We start from the raw sequence: 15,584 nt of genomic DNA on the forward strand, positions 1-15,584 counted from the left end.
GCTTGTTGTGGTGACGCCAGTGGCACGGCCATCGACGATCATGACCGTAGCGCATCCAGCCTCGGTGACAAGCTGACCGCCACGCTCCACGAATTCCTCAATCAATATCTCGATCAGTGACGGCAGATCGACCCAGCCTTCGCCTGGGTTGAAGATCGCGCCCTGAGGTGTGACCGCGCTGGCATCTATGCCCGGGGTGACCGACGCTATCGCATCTGACGACAGATGCCGCGCATCATAGCCCAGGTGTTTCTCATGGGCGAAGACATCGGCGATCTCGTTCGAGGCGTCATCCGCGTCCCATGTCAGGCCGCCGTCGAAACGCAGCCAGGCGGCATCCGGATATCTCGCGGACAGCGTCCGGTAGCGGTCGATGCCAATCATGCGCAGCCGATGATACTCAGCAGACCGCTTGCGCGAGGAATTGAGCCAGGCGAGCGAGCGGCCGGAAGCTCCCCTGGCGAGCGGTCCATCATTGACCAGGAGGGTTTCGATGCCGAGCCTTGCAAGATGAACAGCCGAGGAGACACCGAAAATACCGCCCCCGACAACAACGACCTTTGAGACCGAATGCGATGTAGTCATGGGATATTTCTTTCACTGTGTGGAGGTTTGACGGGACGGCGGGGGCGAAGGCATCTTGTTTTCGATGCGTCTCAGAGCCTGCAATGGTGCGATCAAAGCACCTCGGCCAGGAAGTGCTTCAGACGCTTGCTTTGCGGAGTGTCGAAGATCGCGGCAGGCGTGCCGGCCTCGACGACGCGGCCTTCATCCATGAAGACGACTTGATCGGCGACCTTGCGGGCAAAGCCCATTTCGTGGGTGACGACGACCATCGTCATGCCACGCTGGCCGAGGTCCGCCATCAAGTTGAGGACGCCCTTCACCAGTTCGGGATCGAGAGCGCTGGTCACCTCGTCGAACAGGATGACCTCAGGGTCCATCGCCAGTGCACGAGCGATCGCGACACGCTGCTGCTGGCCACCGGACAGGTTTCCGGGACGATGGTGTTTGCGTGCGGCAAGCCCAACATCGGCAAGGCGGGCCTCGGCGATGCGCTCTGCCTCCTGCACTGGAATGCCCTTGACCTTGGTCAGCGACAGCATGACGTTTTCGAGGGCTGTATGGTCGGGAAACAGGTTGAAATGCTGGAACACCATGCCGACACGCCGGCGTAGCTTTTCAGGCTTCATCGTCAGAATGCTCGCGCCATCGAGCAGCACGTCACCGCCCTTGGGCTCGACCAGGCGGTTAAGGCAGCGCAGCAGGGTCGACTTGCCCGACCCTGACGGACCGATGACGCAGGTGACGGTGCCGGGTTTGACGATCAGGCTGACACCCTTGAGGACATCTAGGTCGCCATAGGCCATGTCGAGATTGCTGACGGCGAGACTGCCGCCCTTGAACCGGGGAAGCGCCGAGCGGTCTTCGGAGCCGGTCTCCGAAGGGGGGCCGCCGATGGCGCTTTCCAGTTCGCTCACCTCGGCAAGACCGCTGGTGACGAGGCCGGCCTTTTGCTTTCCAACCCGCAGCGAATTGTCGATGTAATTGACCACATGGGTCAACGGCACGGTGATGACGAGATAGAAAACGCCAGCCAAAAGCAACGGCGAGAGGTTTCCTGTGACCACCGCCTGGTCCTGGCCGACGCGGAAAATCTCGCGCTCCGACGCAAGCAATCCGAGGAAATAGACGAGGCTCGAATCCTTTACGTTGCCAATGAACTGGTTGACCAGAGCCGGCAGAACGCGGCGGATACCCTGCGGGATTACGATCAGGCGCATGCCCTGCCCGTAGCTCATGCTGAGCGCCTTGCAGGCTTCCATCTGCCCGCGCTCGACGCTCTGGATGCCCGAGCGGAAGATTTCTCCGATATAGGCGCCGGCGATCAGGCTGAGGGCGAGAATGCCGAGTGGATAGGGCGAAGGCCCGAAGATTTCGCGGCCGATGCGGGCGAAGCCCTGGCCGATCAGCAGAATGGTCACGATCGCCGGGAGGCCGCGGAAAACATCCGTGTAGACCCGGGCCGGAATGCGCAGCCAGAGAGATTGCGAGATGCCCATGACCGCCAGGATCATCCCCAGAACAACACCGAGTACCGTTGACGCGGCCGCAAGGATCAAGGTGTTCCTCAATCCGATGGTGATCATGCTCGGCAGCACATCCGCCATGGCTTGCCAGTCGAGGAAACTGCGACGCAAGTTTTCAAGCCAGTCCATTCGGTCCCCTTTTTCATTGCGCTGTTCGCGCCGCCCAGAGGCGCGCCAGCCGCCGGCCATCAGGGCCGGCGGCTGAGTTCGTTCATTTCTTGGGGAGATATTGGTCAGGCATCGGCGAGCCGGGGAACCACTTCTCATAAAGCGTCTTCCAGGTGCCGTCCTGCATGGCCGCATGAAGGGAGGTGTTCAATGCATCGCGAAGCTTGTCGTTGCCCTTGCGCACGACGAAGCCCGCTGGCGCATCGAAGGAGGGGATGTTAACGGCGATCTTTAGGTCCGGATAGCGGACGCCATAGTCCTTGGCAGCCTCGTAGTCGAGGAAATGGGCGTCGACAGTTCCATTGTTGAGCGCGGAAACGGCGGAGTTGTTGTCGGGGAATTTCACGAGATCCGTTCCGACAAAATTCTTCGCTGCATAGATTTCCTGCAATGTTCCCTGGACGACACCAAGACGCTTGCCTTTAAGCCCGTCAGCCGAATTTATCGCCTTGTCTGCTGTGAGCACCGAGAGATAGCCTGCGAGATAGCCGTCCGAAAAGTCGACAGTCTTCTTGCGCGCTTCCGTCGTACCAATCGCCGCCACCGCCACGTCGAAGCGTTCATTGGCCACCGACGGCATCAGCGCCGAGAACTCCTGACCGGTGAAGATCACCTGATCCGGTTTGAATCCAAGGCGGCTCGCGACATTTCGAAAGAATTCAATGTCGAACCCCGTGAACGTGCCATCCGCCTGGGTGAAAGCATAGGGTTTGGCGTCTCCCATGGTACCGACGCTGATGACTTTCGCATCGATGAGACCATAGGGATTGTCACCCGCCGCGGCCCGCGAAATCAAACCCGCTCCGATGCACACAACCATCAGAGCCATTGCGCCAACCTGGATCGGCGATATCAATGACTTGAGAATTCCAATCCTGCTCATGTCTTCTCTCCACTCTGGGGTTTATTGTTCTTGGCATTTGCGTTGAGCCCGTAAATTTCACGCCTCGCATCGTTCGTCGCCGCCACGGGCTTGCGCGGCCGACAGTCTCCACGCTCTGAGGACTCGTTCATTCGCATAAGAGACCGGTCTCTTATTGTGTGAGACCGGTCTCTTTGATAATCGTTATCGCCAGATTGACCTTCCGTCAACAACTCTTGTAGTCGTTCATCCGATGAAAACAACCGCGCCCAAAACCCGGTCGATAACAGTCAGCGACGTCGCCCGCGCGGCGAACGTGTCGAAAGCGACAGCCGCGCGCGTGCTCGGCGGATATGGCGTCGTCAGCGATATGATCCGCGCGGACGTCATGGCCGCAGCCAAGGCATTGGACTACCGTCCGAACGAGCTCGCTCGCAGCATGACAACCGGCAGGTCCGGCATCATCGGGGTGGTGGTCGGCGACATCGAGAACCCGTTCTTCAGCCTTGCGGTGCGCGGCATTAGCGATGCGGCAAAGGCCGCGGGGTTCAACGTCATTCTGGCCAACTCCGGTGAGAAGATCGAGGCGGAAAAGGCAGCTGTGAAGCTGCTGATCGGCAAGCGCGTCGACGGACTGATCGTCACGCCATCGGAATCGCGTGACATCTCGCATCTGCGCGACATCCATCGTTCAGGCCGGCCGCTTGCCCTGCTTGATAGGGCGCTGCCCGATCTGGATGTCGATACCGTCACGGTCGACGATCGCGGCATCGCCATGCGGGCGACCCGCATTCTTGCGGATGCCGGCCACCGTAACATCGCCTATGTGACCGCAGTCGACGCCGAAGGGCATGAATACCGCGATCTCGGGCAAATCTACACCTCGTCGGTTCGCGAGCGTATCGACGGTTTCCTCACCGTGTGCCGAGATGCCGGAATTGATCGGCCGGAAAATTATGTTCGCCTTGGTGCAACAAGCCCCGCCGAAACGCGCAGGGTTGCCGACAAACTGCTGTCCGGGCCAGATCGGCCGACGGCGATCCTTGCCTCCGACAGCGTCATAGCGCTGGAGATCTTCAGGGTGATCCGCCAGCGCGGCTTGCGGGTTCCCGACGACATTTCGCTGATCACCTTCCATGATGCGGACTGGACGAGCGTCACCACACCGCCCATCACCGTCATCGACCAGCCCGTCTATGCGCTTGGCAAGAGTGTCGCGGAACTTCTCATTCGCCGTCTGAAGGGCGAAATGCGACCGTCGGAGCGGCTCGTCCTGCCAACCGCTATTATCGAAAGGGGCTCTGTGGGGCCGCCGATGATAGGGCCACCGGTGAAGCCCTGACGGGTTTCACCGAGTAAGAGCGATTAGGCGAGGACGCGCAGCAGATGAGACGCCTCTCGATCCTATTCAGACAGACGTTTCACATCCCGAACAGTCGCCCGCGCTCACGCAGTCGCCCAACTACGCCATTTCGGGGCGTTTTGAGCCCTCGCGGATGGCCTTGTGTACGCCGCGCTGTATATCCATGAATGCAGGGCTTTCCATCACCTCTTCGCGGCGCGGGCGCTCGATATCGACGTTGAAGGTCTGCGTGATGCGGCCCGGACCGATCCCCATGACGACGATCCGGTCCGACAGATAGACGGCCTCCTCCACGTCATGGGTGACAAACAGGACGGTCAACCTGTGTTCCTCCCAGATCTGGGTCAGCAGTTCCTGCATCTGGTGCCGGGTCAACGCATCGAGGGCGCCGAAGGGCTCGTCCATCAACAGCATCTTGGGCCGATAGGAAAGCGCACGCGCAATGGCGACGCGCTGTTTCATGCCGCCCGAGAGTTCGGCCGGATAGCGATCGGCACTATCCGACAGCTTGACGAGTTCGAGATGCTCCAGCGCGATGCTGCGGCAGGTCGAGCGATCGTAGCCGGCGGCCTTGAGGGCAAACTCGATGTTCTGCCGCGCCGTCAGCCAGGGGAGCAGCGTGTAGGACTGGAAGACGACGCCGCGGTCGAGCCCCGGCTGCAGGATGGGCGCGCCATCGATGCTGAGATCGCCGGCGTCGAAATCCTGCAACCCGGCCACGATCGACAGCAGCGTGCTCTTGCCACAGCCCGATGTGCCGACCAGGGAGACGAACTCATTGTCGGCAAGATCGAGGTTGATGTCGCGCAGCACTTCCGTGCGCCGCTCGCCCGTGCCGAAGCTCTTGTGCAGACCGGCGATCCGCAATTTGGGAGGGCTCATCGACCGTTCCTCATTGCGAGCGGCCCTCTTGCTTGAACAACACCTTTTCCAGCGCCTTCATCACCTGGTCGGTGATGAGGCCGAGCAGGCCAAGCAGCAGGATGTAGCCGATGATGGTGTTGGTCTGGAAATAGCGCTGCGACACGGTGATGCGATAGCCGAGACCCGAAGTCGCCGCGACAAGTTCGGCCAGCACCAGCCAGGTCCATGCCCAGCCCAGGCTGATGCGCAGCGTATCCCAGATACCCGGCAACGCACTGGGCACGACGATGCGCGTCAGTATCTTGCGATCCGGCAGGCCGAGCGTGCGCCCAAGGCCGATGAAATCGGCGGGAACCCGTTTCACATTGTCCATGATCATCAGCACCTGCTGGAAGAAGGTGCCGATGAAGATGATCAGGAACTTCTGCGAATCGCCGGTGCCCGCCCACAGGATGGAGAGCGGCACGAAGGCAACGACCGGCATGTAGCGGATGAAATCCACCAGCGGCTCGATGGCCGCTTCCCAGGAACGGAAACTGCCGATCAGCACGCCGATCGGTATCGATAGCGCCGAGGCGATGAGGAAACCGATGGAAATGCGGTACATCGAGGCTTTGAGGTCCAGCCACAACGTGCCGTCGCCCGCGAGCTTGGCAATCTGCGTCGCGACGCTGCCCGGGGACGGCAGGAAGATGGGCTTCACCAATCCCAGTCCGGTCGCCGCCCACCAGGCAAGGCCAAGCCCGACAAAGACAGCCACGGCGATCGTCAGGAAACGCGACCTGGCGATGGGCACGCCGATCCCGGAGGATCGGCGGCGCCTCGCCGGTTTCACGGCCGGTCCCGGTGGGGGACGAGCCGGATCCGTTTGAGCGGGACGCTCCCCGGACATTCGCGTCACCACCTCGGTCCGGCCTTGGTCATTCCGCCGCCTTGACGAAGGACGGGTCGATCATCTGCTCCGGCGTCACATCGGCCTGCAGCAGCTTGGCGTTCTTGGCGGCGGCCTCGACATCGGCGAAGGTCTTGGTGGTGAAGTCGCCGGTGAGCGCCGTCTTGTTTTCGGCGAGCGAGTAGTAGCGCACGCCGTCAAAGGCGGTGTCGAGGTCCTTGACGTCCGAACCGACCGCCTTGGCGATGATGGCTCGGCCACCAGGCGTGTCGGCATTGTAATCCTTGAGCGCCGCGTCCCAGCTCTTGATCATGGCCAGCACCTGGCCGGGCCGCGACTTGATCACCTCGTCGCGCACCACCAGCACGTCGCTGATCAGGCCGGGATCCTCGCCGGCGGTGAACAGCAGCTTAAGATCCTTGTTCTGCGCCATGGCGACGGTGAGGTACGGTTCATAGGTCACCGCGACCGGCACCTGGCCGGCGATCAAGGCGCTGCCGGCGTCGGACGCCGGCATCGGAACCGGCTTCACGTCGTCGATCGACATGCCGTTCCTGGCGAGTGCGTATTTGAGCAGGATGTCGCTCGTCGTGCCTTCCTCGAAGGCGACTTGCTTACCCTTGAGGTCCGCGATGGAGGTGACGTCCTTGCCGGCGATGATGGCATCGGCGGTCATGGAGACGTCGAGCAGCAGCACGATCTTCACCGGCAGGCCGGCCGCAACCATGCCCATCGCCGTGTGGGTGGCGATGTTGGCGGCGTCGAGCTGGCCGCTTGCGAGTGCTGCGTTGATGTCCTTGTCCTCGGCGAAGTTGACGATCTGGACGTCCGTCAGGCCGTTTGCCTTGAACAGCGCCTTGGCCTCGGCGACATGCCACTGGCCATAGCCAAGCCACGGCTCGATGCCGATCTTGAACGCTCCCGCCTCGGGCGTGGTGGGAATAGCCGCATCGGCAGCGTGGGCTGCCGGGGCGGCGGCGAGCCCGATGGCGGCGGCCATCACGAGCGCGCGAAATTGTCCTGTTAGGTTACGCATCATCTTTGTTCCCCTTGATGATCAGACCGCTTTTCTTACCCAGGCATCCGGTCTGGTGAGACTGCGGGTTTCTGCTCTTGCGGCACTGTGCCTTGGCGTCTTACCTGCCACTTCAGGGTGAAGTGCGAAGATATTTCAGCGTCAGCCGGAGCGGATGTCAAGGCTAAAATACATACATGCATATACAACCTAGTTGGGCTCCAACTTCCACTTTGATCGGGCGCATCCGTCTGCCCTCAATGCATGTATATACATTGGCAACGAAACCTTTCCGTCTTGCGTCGCAGCGTTGCCGTCAGCTGTTTTTGGAAGGGGAATAGCGGCTGCCGAGCGAGTAGCGGCTGCCGGCATAAGTCAGCTTGCTGATCGTGGCCACCACCGCGCCCGTCCATGTCCGGCGGTGCAGGAATAGGCAGCAGGCGCCGACATCGATAGCCAGATGCCGCGCCGTCTCGGCATCGGCCGGGATCGCCGAGATGATATGCTCGACCTCGGTCACCGGGGTTTTCTGCATCAAGTAGTCGTAAGTCGCCGTCTTCGAAAAATCCTGCTTGTCGTAGTCGGGTATCAGAGCCGGATTGACGAAGCGCTCTTCCACCTGCACCGGCAGATCGTTCTCGAAATTGACGACGACGGAATGATAGATGGAGACACGCTTTGGAAATTCGAACGACAGCGCCAACTCCTTTGTCGGCATGATCGTTTCGAGCACGAGGACCTCGGAGCGATGCCTGTTGCCGCGCTGGACGATTTCCGCCGCGATATTGTTGATCTCGATCAGCGTCGATTGCGGCCGCGGCGGTGCAATGAAGGTCCCCACACCTTGCAGCCGGGTCAGGAACCCCGCCGCGGTCAGTTCCCGCAAGGCCCGGTGCACCGTCATCCGCGATACGCCGAGCGACGCCACCAGCTCATTCTCGGACGGCAGCTTGCGATCCTTGCTCCACTGGCCTTTTCCGATGTTGGTCAGGATGTAGTCCTTCACCTTCTCGTAGAGAGGGCTGGCCGTATCGGGCAACGTGATCATTTCAAAAGTCCTTCCCGGCGATTTATCGGAAATCACGACTGCTCGACAGGTTGCCGCATGCGGATGATTGTTTTCAAGCCGTCGCTGCGCCCCGCCAACAGCCGCTCATAGGCGGCGGGAACCTCATCCAGGCCGATCTCTTGGTCGATCAGGGCCAGCAGCGGCTCGCTGAGTTCACCCAGCATCCGGACGGCCTCGGGCAGTTCGTCGGCAAAGGCGTGACATCCCAGCAATCCGATTTCGCGTTCGACCAGACTATTGGGATCGATGTCGAGGCGGCCATGGAAGATGCCGACCATGGCGACCGTGCCGCCGGGATCGAGGACGCCGAGCAACTGGTTGAGTGCCGCGATGCTGCCGGTCGCTTCGATGGCCGCGAGCAACGGGGCATTGGCGGTGGCGGCGGCAATGGCATCCCGGTTCAGATCGACGATCGTTGCCCCCGTCACCCGCACCACACGGGCGCAACGGGCCTGGTTGCGGTCGGCGACGAGCACGGTGCCGGCAAAGGTCCGCGAAAGCAGCAGCGCGGCGAGACCGCCGATGGGACCGCAGCCGACGACCAGCACCGAGCCCGCCGTCTTCGGCAGGCGCCGCACCGCGTGCAGCGCCACCGCCAGCGGCTCGGCCATCGCCGCGACCCGTTCGTCGAGCTCGGCATCGATGATATGCAAGAGCCGCGCGGGCAACACGGCCTGTTCTGCAAATCCGCCGTCGCAGATTTCTCCCACGAAGCCCAGCGACGCGCAGAGATGCCGCCTGCCGGCACGACATTGCGCGCAGTCGCCGCACCAGAAACGGGAATCGGCAACCACCCTGTCGCCGAGGGCGAAGCTGTCGACGCACGCGCCGATGGCGGTCACCGTGCCGGTCAGCTCATGACCGGCCGTCGAAGGCGCCCGGCTTATCCACTGGCCCGTGCGGAAATTGTGTAGATCCGAACCACAGATGCCGGCGGCATCGACCCTCAGCTTGACCCAGCCCGCATCCGGCGCGTCCGGCGTGGCGATATCCTCGACGCGCAGGTCGCCGGGTCCATAAAGTCGTGCGGCCTTCATCGCGATCGTGTCCGCTCAGCCGGCGAGATAGCGGTCGCGGATTTCCGAGACCGCGTTCTCATGCGAGCTGAATCCTTCGTAGCGGGCGAGCCTGCGGGCATGCAGCGCCAGTTCCGGATAGGCGGCCGAGGTGACATAGCCGACCGACGAGCGCTTGACGAAATCCGTCACCGAAAGCGGCCCGTAGGTTCGCGCCCAGCGGCTGGTCGGCAGCACGGCATTGGGTCCGAGGACGAAGTTGGCAAGGGTCACCGGCGTGTGCGGTCCCATGAGAATTTCGGCCGCCTCGGTGATGCGCCCGAGATGCGCGAACGGCTCCGTCGACAGTATCTCGAGATGTTCGGGGGCATAGTCGTTGATGAAGCGGTAGCTGTCTTCCAGCGACGCGGTCAGCACGATGCCGCCGCGCTTGCCGGTCAGCACCGCGCGCGAGAACTCGACACGCTGTTCGGTCATCCGCGACCAGTGTTCGGGGATTGCAGCCAATGCGGCTTCGGCGACCTTGCGGCTGTGTGTCACCAGATAGGCCGACGAATCCGGCCCGTGCTCGGCTTCGATGAGAAGATCAAGCGCGGCAAGCCCGCCGTCGACGCTGTCATCGGCAAAGATGATCGCTTCCGACGGGCCGGCTGGAAGACCCGTATTGATGACCGAGGACAGGACGCTCTTGGCCGCCACCACCCACGGGCTGCCGGGTCCGACGATCTTGAGCGCGGGCTTCACCGTCTCGGTGCCGTAGGCGACGGCGGCGACGGCTTGCGCACCGCCACATTTGTAGACGGTCCCCACGCCGGCGAGGCGCGCGGCGACCAGCGTCGCCGCGTCCACCGAACCATCCGCTGTCGCCGGCGTCACGATGGCGATTTGCGGCACGCCGGCAATCACCGCCGGAACCGACGTCATCATCGTCACCGACGGGAAAGCGCCCTTGCCACGCGGCACGTAAAGCGCAACGGACGCGATCGGCGTGTACCTGTCGCCGGCATAGGCACCCGGCCGGACTTCCTTGAGCCACATCGTTTCCGGCTTCTGCTCCTCGTGGAAATGCCGGATGTTGTCGATGCCGAACTGGATGCTCTCCACGACATCCTTTTCGACCTTGTCGAACGCCGCGTCGAATTCCCTCTCGGACACTTGCAGTTCACCCTCGGCGACGTTGGCCTTGTCGAGTTCCCTGGCAAACCGGATCAACGCGGCATCGCCTTCGTCCTTGACGGCCTGGATGATCGGCCGGACCTTCTCGACGACGACCGTCAGATCGGCCTCGGCGCGCTTCAGCAGACTGGCGCGCTGGTCGGCATCGATGGATGACAAATCATGGAAGCTGATGTCGGACATGGCTGCTCGTTCTCCTGGAATTCTTGGAACGCAATGACGGTTGGCGCTGGTTGGCCATAATCCGCTGGCCAACAGGTCGGCCCGGGACAAGAATAAAAGCCATCGAGACGGCTTCGGTTGGGCAAAAGTATATACATGTATGTATGATGGTCGCCAGCAATTTTTCCATCATCCTTCCGGTCGAAACCGCGGAGACAAACCGCTCATCAGATCGAGGCGAGAAAGCCGCCATCGACCGGGATGGACTGGCCGGTGATATAGGCCGCGGCGTCCGAAGCGAGGAACACCGCGATGCCGTGCAGGTCGCGGAGATCGCCGAAACGGCGCTGCGGGATCTTGGCCAGCATGGAGTGCCGCCATGCCTCGTTGCTGTAGAAAACGTCAGTCATCGCCGTCCTGAAATAGCCCGGCGCAATGGCGTTGACCCGGATGCCAAGCTCCGCCCACTCCGCCGCAAGCGCCCGCGTCATGCCGAGCAGGCCCGATTTCGATGAGCCATACGGCACTGCCGTCGGAATTCCGACTTCGGATGTCAGCGAGCACAGATTGATGATGGCGCCGGACCGGCCGCCGTCCCGCATCTGCCGCGCGGCGGCCTGGGCGCAGAAGAACGCTCCCTTCAGATTTGTATCGACGATCCTGTCCCAGAGCGCCTCATCGACATCGAGCGACGGCCGAACCTCTTCCGTCCCGGCATTGTTGACGAGAATGTCGAGACCGCCAAGCAGACTGGCGGCCTCGGCGGTGGCCGCCCGGCACCGCTCGACATCGGTGACGTCTAGAGCGATGGCGTGCGCCACCCCGCCGGCCGCGCGGATGGCTGCCGTCGTGTCCTCAAGCGAGGCCAGGCCGCGCGCCGTGACCGCGACGTCGGCGCCGGCCGCGCTGAGCGCCTCGGCGATGCTGCGCCCGATGCCGCGGCTTGCACCGGTGACAAGCGCCTTTCTGCCGGACAGATCGAAGAGAGAAGCATTGCGCATGTGATCCTCCTTGGCGGTGCCGGCTTCGACGCCGGCTTCGACGCTATCAGGTCGCAGGTTACATATACAAGCATATACAAACTGTTTCGGCTACGCTACGGATGATGAAATTCGCCGCACGAGCCCCTGTCGGCAACCGGGCTTGCACCTGGGAGGATGCAGCGAAACCCCGTGTTTGAGAACCTGCCGATGACGGGAACCTGTCGGCCTGCCGCAGAGGAGCCTGCTGTGTCGAAAGCCTCGGTCAGCATCGGCTCGGCTTCGGAGAATGACCACTTCATGGCCGTTCTATCGGAGCTGCTGTGAACGCCCGTCTGCCGGCACCGCGCCTAGCCGCCAGCCAGCGATGCCGGGATCAATAGCCGCCGACGACCGGCAGGATCTCGCCCGTGATGTAGCTGGAGCACTGCGCCGAAGCGAGAAACACGTAGGCCGGTGCCAGTTCCTCAGGCTGCGCCGGACGCTTCATGGGCGTGTCGGCACCAAACTTCGAAACGTCATCGGCCTTCTTGTCCGAGGGGTTCAGCGGGGTCCAGACAGGTCCTGGCGCCACTGCGTTCACCCTGATCCCCTTGCCGATGAGGTTGCCCGACAGCGCTCTCGTAAAGGCATGGATGCCGCCCTTGGTCATCGAATAGTCGACGAGCGCCTTGGAGCCGTCTATGCCTGTCACGGAGCCAGTATTGACGATGGCCGAGCCTGGCTTCATATGCGGCACCGCCTCCTGCGCCATATGGAAATAGCCGTAGAGGTTGGTCTTCAGCGTTGTGTCGAAATGCTCCTCGGTCAGGTCGGCGAAATCGGCCGAGTGCACCTGGAAAGCGGCATTGTTGACAAGTACGTCGAGGCCGCCCAACTGCTTCACAGTCGCGGCAACCGCCCGGCGACAGAAGGCCCGCCTGGACACGTCTCCGCGCAGCAGCACGCAGCGCCGGCCTTCCGCCTCGACGGCCTGCCTGGTCGTCTCTGCATCCTTGTCTTCGGCCAGATAGACGATCGCCACGTCCGCTCCCTCGCGCGCAAAAAGAACCGCGACCGCGCGGCCGATACCGGAATCGCCGCCGGTGATGAGCGCTATCTTGCCGTCCAGCTTCCGCGAGCCGATCCAGTACGGCGCATCGTACAGCGGCGCGGGCACAACCCGCCCCTCCTCGCCAGGCTTGGGATGATGCTGTTTGGGGAAAGGCGGCGCGGGATAATTGCGTGCGCCGGCCTGCATGGCGCGATCCGGTTTCGACCCATCCTTGCCGCGGTCGTCGAGGTCCACCTTGCGCTGTATGCGCCGCTGCTTTTGGGTGGCCTTCGCGGTATCGTCGTTTGTAAGCATGGCGTGCCTCCTTCTGCGGAAAATGTCGCAGCGGGCGGATCGTTCCCCACTCAGGACCGATCGTTTCTCATCCGATTTTGAGCCAGGCTTGTTGGCTGCCGCGCGGTTCATCGATGTCGATGGCGTATTTATTTGGCTTTGGCCGACCTCGGGCCTTAACTTTCGCGGCGCGGGTTTTTACATCTCGGGGGTCTGCAAACCATCGACGCTTGAGGAGGCTCCCTTGCAGCAACCAGATGACATCGCCGCCCGCCGGTTGGGCATTCTCATCGAGCAATATGTGGAAGCGCGCAAAAAGCGCTACGACTATGTGTCGACCGAGCAGGCCTATCAGGCCATCCGGAAAGTCCTCAAACCTGCCATTCCCGATCGCGAACTCGACGACAAGGTCGCCTCGCTTGCCGTCCAGAATGGCCTGGCGGTCGTTTTCGATCGCCAAACCAAAGCGTCCGCCGATGATGTTCCTCCGGGGGCAATGCTTTAGATCGACGCACGTCTACCGGCGCAGGGCTTGGCCACATCGATACGGGGCCAAACGCATCGTTCGGCCCCGTATCGATGTATCGCTGGAGGAACCTGCGATATACCTGCGCCTCGGTCATCGTCCGTTCGCTCGAGCAGGAAGGCTTGGTCTCGCAGGGCGAGGCGCAGCGCGGCCGCGTCGGGCCGCAGACCAAGAAGCGTCGATCTCCGCACCTCGATCGACCTCGGCGTGCCCGAGCCCAAGCCGACCTCGATCAGCGACGATCAGTTCGAAGCGTCGACGGCATTGTGGACCTGCCGGACGGTCGGCGTCTGGGAGTGCACGCCCCGCAGTTTCACCGCATCGCGCGACACCGAAAGTCTGGAAAGGCCAATGGACGATCCACGAGAAGACGCGCAAGCTCTACATCCTGCACGTCGAGGTGTGAGTCCGAACAGACGCTACTCGTCGTCTGAACGATTGCCCTTGGCGACATCAGGCTTGCCTTCTATCGCCTGCCGCAAGGCGTCGTTGATGCGGTCCTGCCAACCGGGTCCATCCTCCTGGAAATGGTCCAGAACGGCGCGGTCGATCCTGATCGAAACAAGCTCCCTGACGCCTGGAGCGGCCGAGGGCTCACGAACCGGGGCAGCCGGCTTCTTCACCGGCTTGAAAGCCGCCTCGGCGGCCGTCATCGGATTTGTTGGTCGGCGCGGGGGATTTGCCATTGGATGACCCTGACTGAAGACGATTCGTGCTCGAAACTGCACGCTTGCACCACCTTAGCCCAACTGGCGCCGTCGCGCAGGTCCTTTTGGTCTTCGAGCGGACCCTGGATGTCGGGCACACTCTCCCACCCTGCTCGTCACTCGGCTGCCTGAAGGATTTGTGCGTCGACGATGACCCTGATCTCAGCGCGGCAGGAGCCGCAATTCGTCCCGGCGTGCAGGGCCGCGCCGATTGCCGCGACGCTGCCGCAACCCTGGCGCACCGCTTCCGCGATCTGGTTGGCGCCGACGCCGAAACAAGAGCAGACGATGGCGCCGCGGTCGACGTCGATCCCGCCCGGCCGCCCGGCCACGATCGCCAACCTGCCGCGCCGGTCGACATGATCGGCGCTCAACTGTTGCGCCGCCCAGCCGCGCGACACCGCGACAGGACCGGGGGCGACGAACAAGGCGCCGGACAATTGATCGCCGTCGAAGGCGGCGATGCGATGCTGGCCGGCATCGCGGTCGTGATAGGCGAGGATTTCGGCACCCGGGGGCGCGCCGAACAGTGACCCGGCGAAGCCGGCCCAGTCGATGTCGTCATCGGCAAAGGCAAGCTCGACCCGCCAGCCGCCCTTGCATTTGGCCACGGCCCAGTAAGCTGCTGCTACATGCGCCGGCCTCTGGCGCATCACGGCGAAGCCGAAGGCCTTCGCGGCGAATTTCTCGATGCGGGCCGCGACATGTTTCAGCGCCGGCTGGCCGGAGACCGGATCCGTCAGCGGCGCGGTCAGTGCATCGAGCCGGCCCTTTGCCGCAAACTGGTCGGTCCAGTGCATCGGTGCAAACAGGCTGCCCTGGCGCTGGCGTGCTGTCACCAGCGCGCGCACCAGCACCTCGCCGCGAGGAGTGGAAACGCGCACGATGTCGGCGTCGCCGATGCCGAAGCGCTGCGCATCCGCCGGATGGATTTCGACGAAGGGCTCGGCGATGTGCTGGGAAAGCCGCGGGCTTTTCCCCGTCCGCGTCATGGTGTGCCAGTGGTCGCGGATACGGCCGGTGTTGAGGATCAGCGGATAGTCCGGGCTGGTGCGGATTTCTGTGGTGGGGCGGATGGCAATGAAGCGCGCCTTGCCGTCGGGTGTGTAGAAATTGCCGTTGGCGAAGAAGCGGGTGGGTTGAGGTTCAGCCCAGGCACCCCCCTCTGGCCTGCCGGCCATCTCCCCCGCAAGGGGGGAGATTGGCAGCTTTGATGCTCGCATATCTCCTGCATCGTTGGTAGTCGGCGAAGGCCGTGGCGGGAGCCGATCTCCCCCCTTGCGCAGGGCTGTCCGGGGAAATCTATTCATATATGAAGGCCATCTGATTGAGGGAGGATCGGTCTCTTGGTCGGCTCGGATTGACCG

14 protein-coding genes and 1 pseudogene are annotated in these 15,584 nt (G+C 62.7%); 2 read left to right on the forward strand and 13 right to left on the reverse strand.

Annotated features, from left to right (window positions below; translation table 11 throughout):
- The 3 genes from NKG99_RS33730 to NKG99_RS33740 form a co-directional block, all read right to left on the reverse strand.
- Positions 1-585, reverse strand: a 585-nt coding sequence (locus NKG99_RS33730; protein WP_352873691.1) for an NAD(P)/FAD-dependent oxidoreductase, incomplete at its 3' end; no start/stop codon positions are given.
- A gap of 92 nt (positions 586-677) precedes the next feature.
- Positions 678-2,219 carry an amino acid ABC transporter permease/ATP-binding protein gene (locus tag NKG99_RS33735; protein ID WP_352873692.1) on the reverse strand — a complete coding sequence of 514 codons (1,542 nt, stop codon included), beginning with the start codon at positions 2,217-2,219 and terminating at the stop codon, positions 678-680.
- 82 nt (positions 2,220-2,301) lie between these two features.
- The gene (locus NKG99_RS33740; protein ID WP_502911087.1) at positions 2,302-3,087 is read right to left on the reverse strand and encodes an ABC transporter substrate-binding protein; all 786 of its coding nucleotides are present in this window, start codon (positions 3,085-3,087) and stop codon (positions 2,302-2,304) included.
- A gap of 286 nt (positions 3,088-3,373) precedes the next feature.
- On the opposite strand from NKG99_RS33740, the gene NKG99_RS33745 reads away from it, so the two are divergent.
- Positions 3,374-4,462: a LacI family DNA-binding transcriptional regulator gene (locus NKG99_RS33745; RefSeq protein WP_352873696.1), complete on the forward strand. Its 1,089-nt coding sequence runs from the start codon at positions 3,374-3,376 to the stop codon at positions 4,460-4,462.
- Between the two features lie 120 nt (positions 4,463-4,582).
- Here NKG99_RS33745 and NKG99_RS33750 read toward each other — a convergent pair whose 3' ends face one another.
- The 8 genes from NKG99_RS33750 to NKG99_RS33785 all read right to left on the reverse strand — a co-directional run bounded on the left by NKG99_RS33750 (position 4,583) and on the right by NKG99_RS33785 (position 13,005).
- Positions 4,583-5,365 carry an ABC transporter ATP-binding protein gene (locus NKG99_RS33750; protein ID WP_352873698.1) on the reverse strand — a complete coding sequence of 261 codons (783 nt, stop codon included), beginning with the start codon at positions 5,363-5,365 and terminating at the stop codon, positions 4,583-4,585.
- 10 nt (positions 5,366-5,375) lie between these two features.
- Complete coding sequence (locus NKG99_RS33755; protein ID WP_502911086.1) at positions 5,376-6,239, reverse strand: ABC transporter permease; 864 nt, start codon at positions 6,237-6,239, stop codon at positions 5,376-5,378.
- A 28-nt stretch (positions 6,240-6,267) separates the two neighbouring features.
- Complete coding sequence (locus NKG99_RS33760) at positions 6,268-7,275, reverse strand: ABC transporter substrate-binding protein (protein ID WP_352873715.1); 1,008 nt, start codon at positions 7,273-7,275, stop codon at positions 6,268-6,270.
- Positions 7,276-7,570: 295 nt separating this feature from the next.
- Positions 7,571-8,302, reverse strand: coding sequence for a histidine utilization transcriptional repressor HutC (gene hutC / locus NKG99_RS33765; RefSeq protein WP_352873702.1), 732 nt, complete (start codon positions 8,300-8,302; stop codon positions 7,571-7,573).
- Between the two features lie 32 nt (positions 8,303-8,334).
- Positions 8,335-9,360, reverse strand: a complete 1,026-nt coding sequence (locus tag NKG99_RS33770; protein WP_352873704.1) for a zinc-dependent alcohol dehydrogenase — start codon at positions 9,358-9,360, stop codon at positions 8,335-8,337.
- A 15-nt stretch (positions 9,361-9,375) separates the two neighbouring features.
- Entirely contained in the window at positions 9,376-10,698 is a 1,323-nt protein-coding gene (gene hisD, locus NKG99_RS33775; RefSeq protein WP_352873705.1) for a histidinol dehydrogenase, read from the reverse strand.
- 206 nt (positions 10,699-10,904) lie between these two features.
- A complete protein-coding gene (locus tag NKG99_RS33780; protein ID WP_352873707.1) occupies positions 10,905-11,678 on the reverse strand; it encodes an SDR family NAD(P)-dependent oxidoreductase in 774 nt (257 codons plus the stop codon).
- 355 nt (positions 11,679-12,033) lie between these two features.
- Entirely contained in the window at positions 12,034-13,005 is a 972-nt protein-coding gene (locus NKG99_RS33785) for an SDR family oxidoreductase (protein ID WP_352873709.1), read from the reverse strand.
- 88 nt (positions 13,006-13,093) lie between these two features.
- Here NKG99_RS33785 and NKG99_RS33790 point away from each other — a divergent pair, with 88 nt between their 5' ends.
- Positions 13,094-13,489: a hypothetical protein gene (locus tag NKG99_RS33790; protein ID WP_352873711.1), complete on the forward strand. Its 396-nt coding sequence runs from the start codon at positions 13,094-13,096 to the stop codon at positions 13,487-13,489.
- A 440-nt stretch (positions 13,490-13,929) separates the two neighbouring features.
- Here NKG99_RS33790 and NKG99_RS33795 read toward each other — a convergent pair whose 3' ends face one another.
- Positions 13,930-14,196 carry a BrnA antitoxin family protein gene (locus tag NKG99_RS33795; protein WP_352873713.1) on the reverse strand — a complete coding sequence of 89 codons (267 nt, stop codon included), beginning with the start codon at positions 14,194-14,196 and terminating at the stop codon, positions 13,930-13,932.
- A gap of 137 nt (positions 14,197-14,333) precedes the next feature.
- A pseudogene (locus tag NKG99_RS33800) lies at positions 14,334-15,386 on the reverse strand (molybdopterin dinucleotide binding domain-containing protein); the annotation flags it as partial.
- Positions 15,387-15,584 lie beyond the last annotated feature (198 nt).

The sequence above is a fragment of the Mesorhizobium sp. M1409 genome, assembly GCF_040317535.1.
GTDB lineage: Bacteria > Pseudomonadota > Alphaproteobacteria > Rhizobiales > Rhizobiaceae > Mesorhizobium.

What these genes read in the sequence shown, in the direction of transcription:
- NKG99_RS33735 (WP_352873692.1), bottom strand. Translation starts at nt 2,219, where the DNA reads ATGGACTGGCTTGAAAACTTGCGTCGCAGTTTCCTCGACTGGCAAGCC.
- NKG99_RS33740 (WP_502911087.1), bottom strand. Translation starts at nt 3,087, where the DNA reads ATGGCTCTGATGGTTGTGTGCATCGGAGCGGGTTTGATTTCGCGGGCC.
- NKG99_RS33745 (WP_352873696.1), top strand. Translation starts at nt 3,374, where the DNA reads ATGAAAACAACCGCGCCCAAAACCCGGTCGATAACAGTCAGCGACGTC.
- NKG99_RS33750 (WP_352873698.1), bottom strand. Translation starts at nt 5,365, where the DNA reads ATGAGCCCTCCCAAATTGCGGATCGCCGGTCTGCACAAGAGCTTCGGC.
- NKG99_RS33755 (WP_502911086.1), bottom strand. Translation starts at nt 6,239, where the DNA reads ATGTCCGGGGAGCGTCCCGCTCAAACGGATCCGGCTCGTCCCCCACCG.
- NKG99_RS33760 (WP_352873715.1), bottom strand. Translation starts at nt 7,275, where the DNA reads ATGCGTAACCTAACAGGACAATTTCGCGCGCTCGTGATGGCCGCCGCC.
- hutC (WP_352873702.1), bottom strand. Translation starts at nt 8,302, where the DNA reads ATGATCACGTTGCCCGATACGGCCAGCCCTCTCTACGAGAAGGTGAAG.
- NKG99_RS33770 (WP_352873704.1), bottom strand. Translation starts at nt 9,360, where the DNA reads ATGAAGGCCGCACGACTTTATGGACCCGGCGACCTGCGCGTCGAGGAT.
- hisD (WP_352873705.1), bottom strand. Translation starts at nt 10,698, where the DNA reads ATGTCCGACATCAGCTTCCATGATTTGTCATCCATCGATGCCGACCAG.
- NKG99_RS33780 (WP_352873707.1), bottom strand. Translation starts at nt 11,678, where the DNA reads ATGCGCAATGCTTCTCTCTTCGATCTGTCCGGCAGAAAGGCGCTTGTC.
- NKG99_RS33785 (WP_352873709.1), bottom strand. Translation starts at nt 13,005, where the DNA reads ATGCTTACAAACGACGATACCGCGAAGGCCACCCAAAAGCAGCGGCGC.
- NKG99_RS33795 (WP_352873713.1), bottom strand. Translation starts at nt 14,196, where the DNA reads ATGGCAAATCCCCCGCGCCGACCAACAAATCCGATGACGGCCGCCGAG.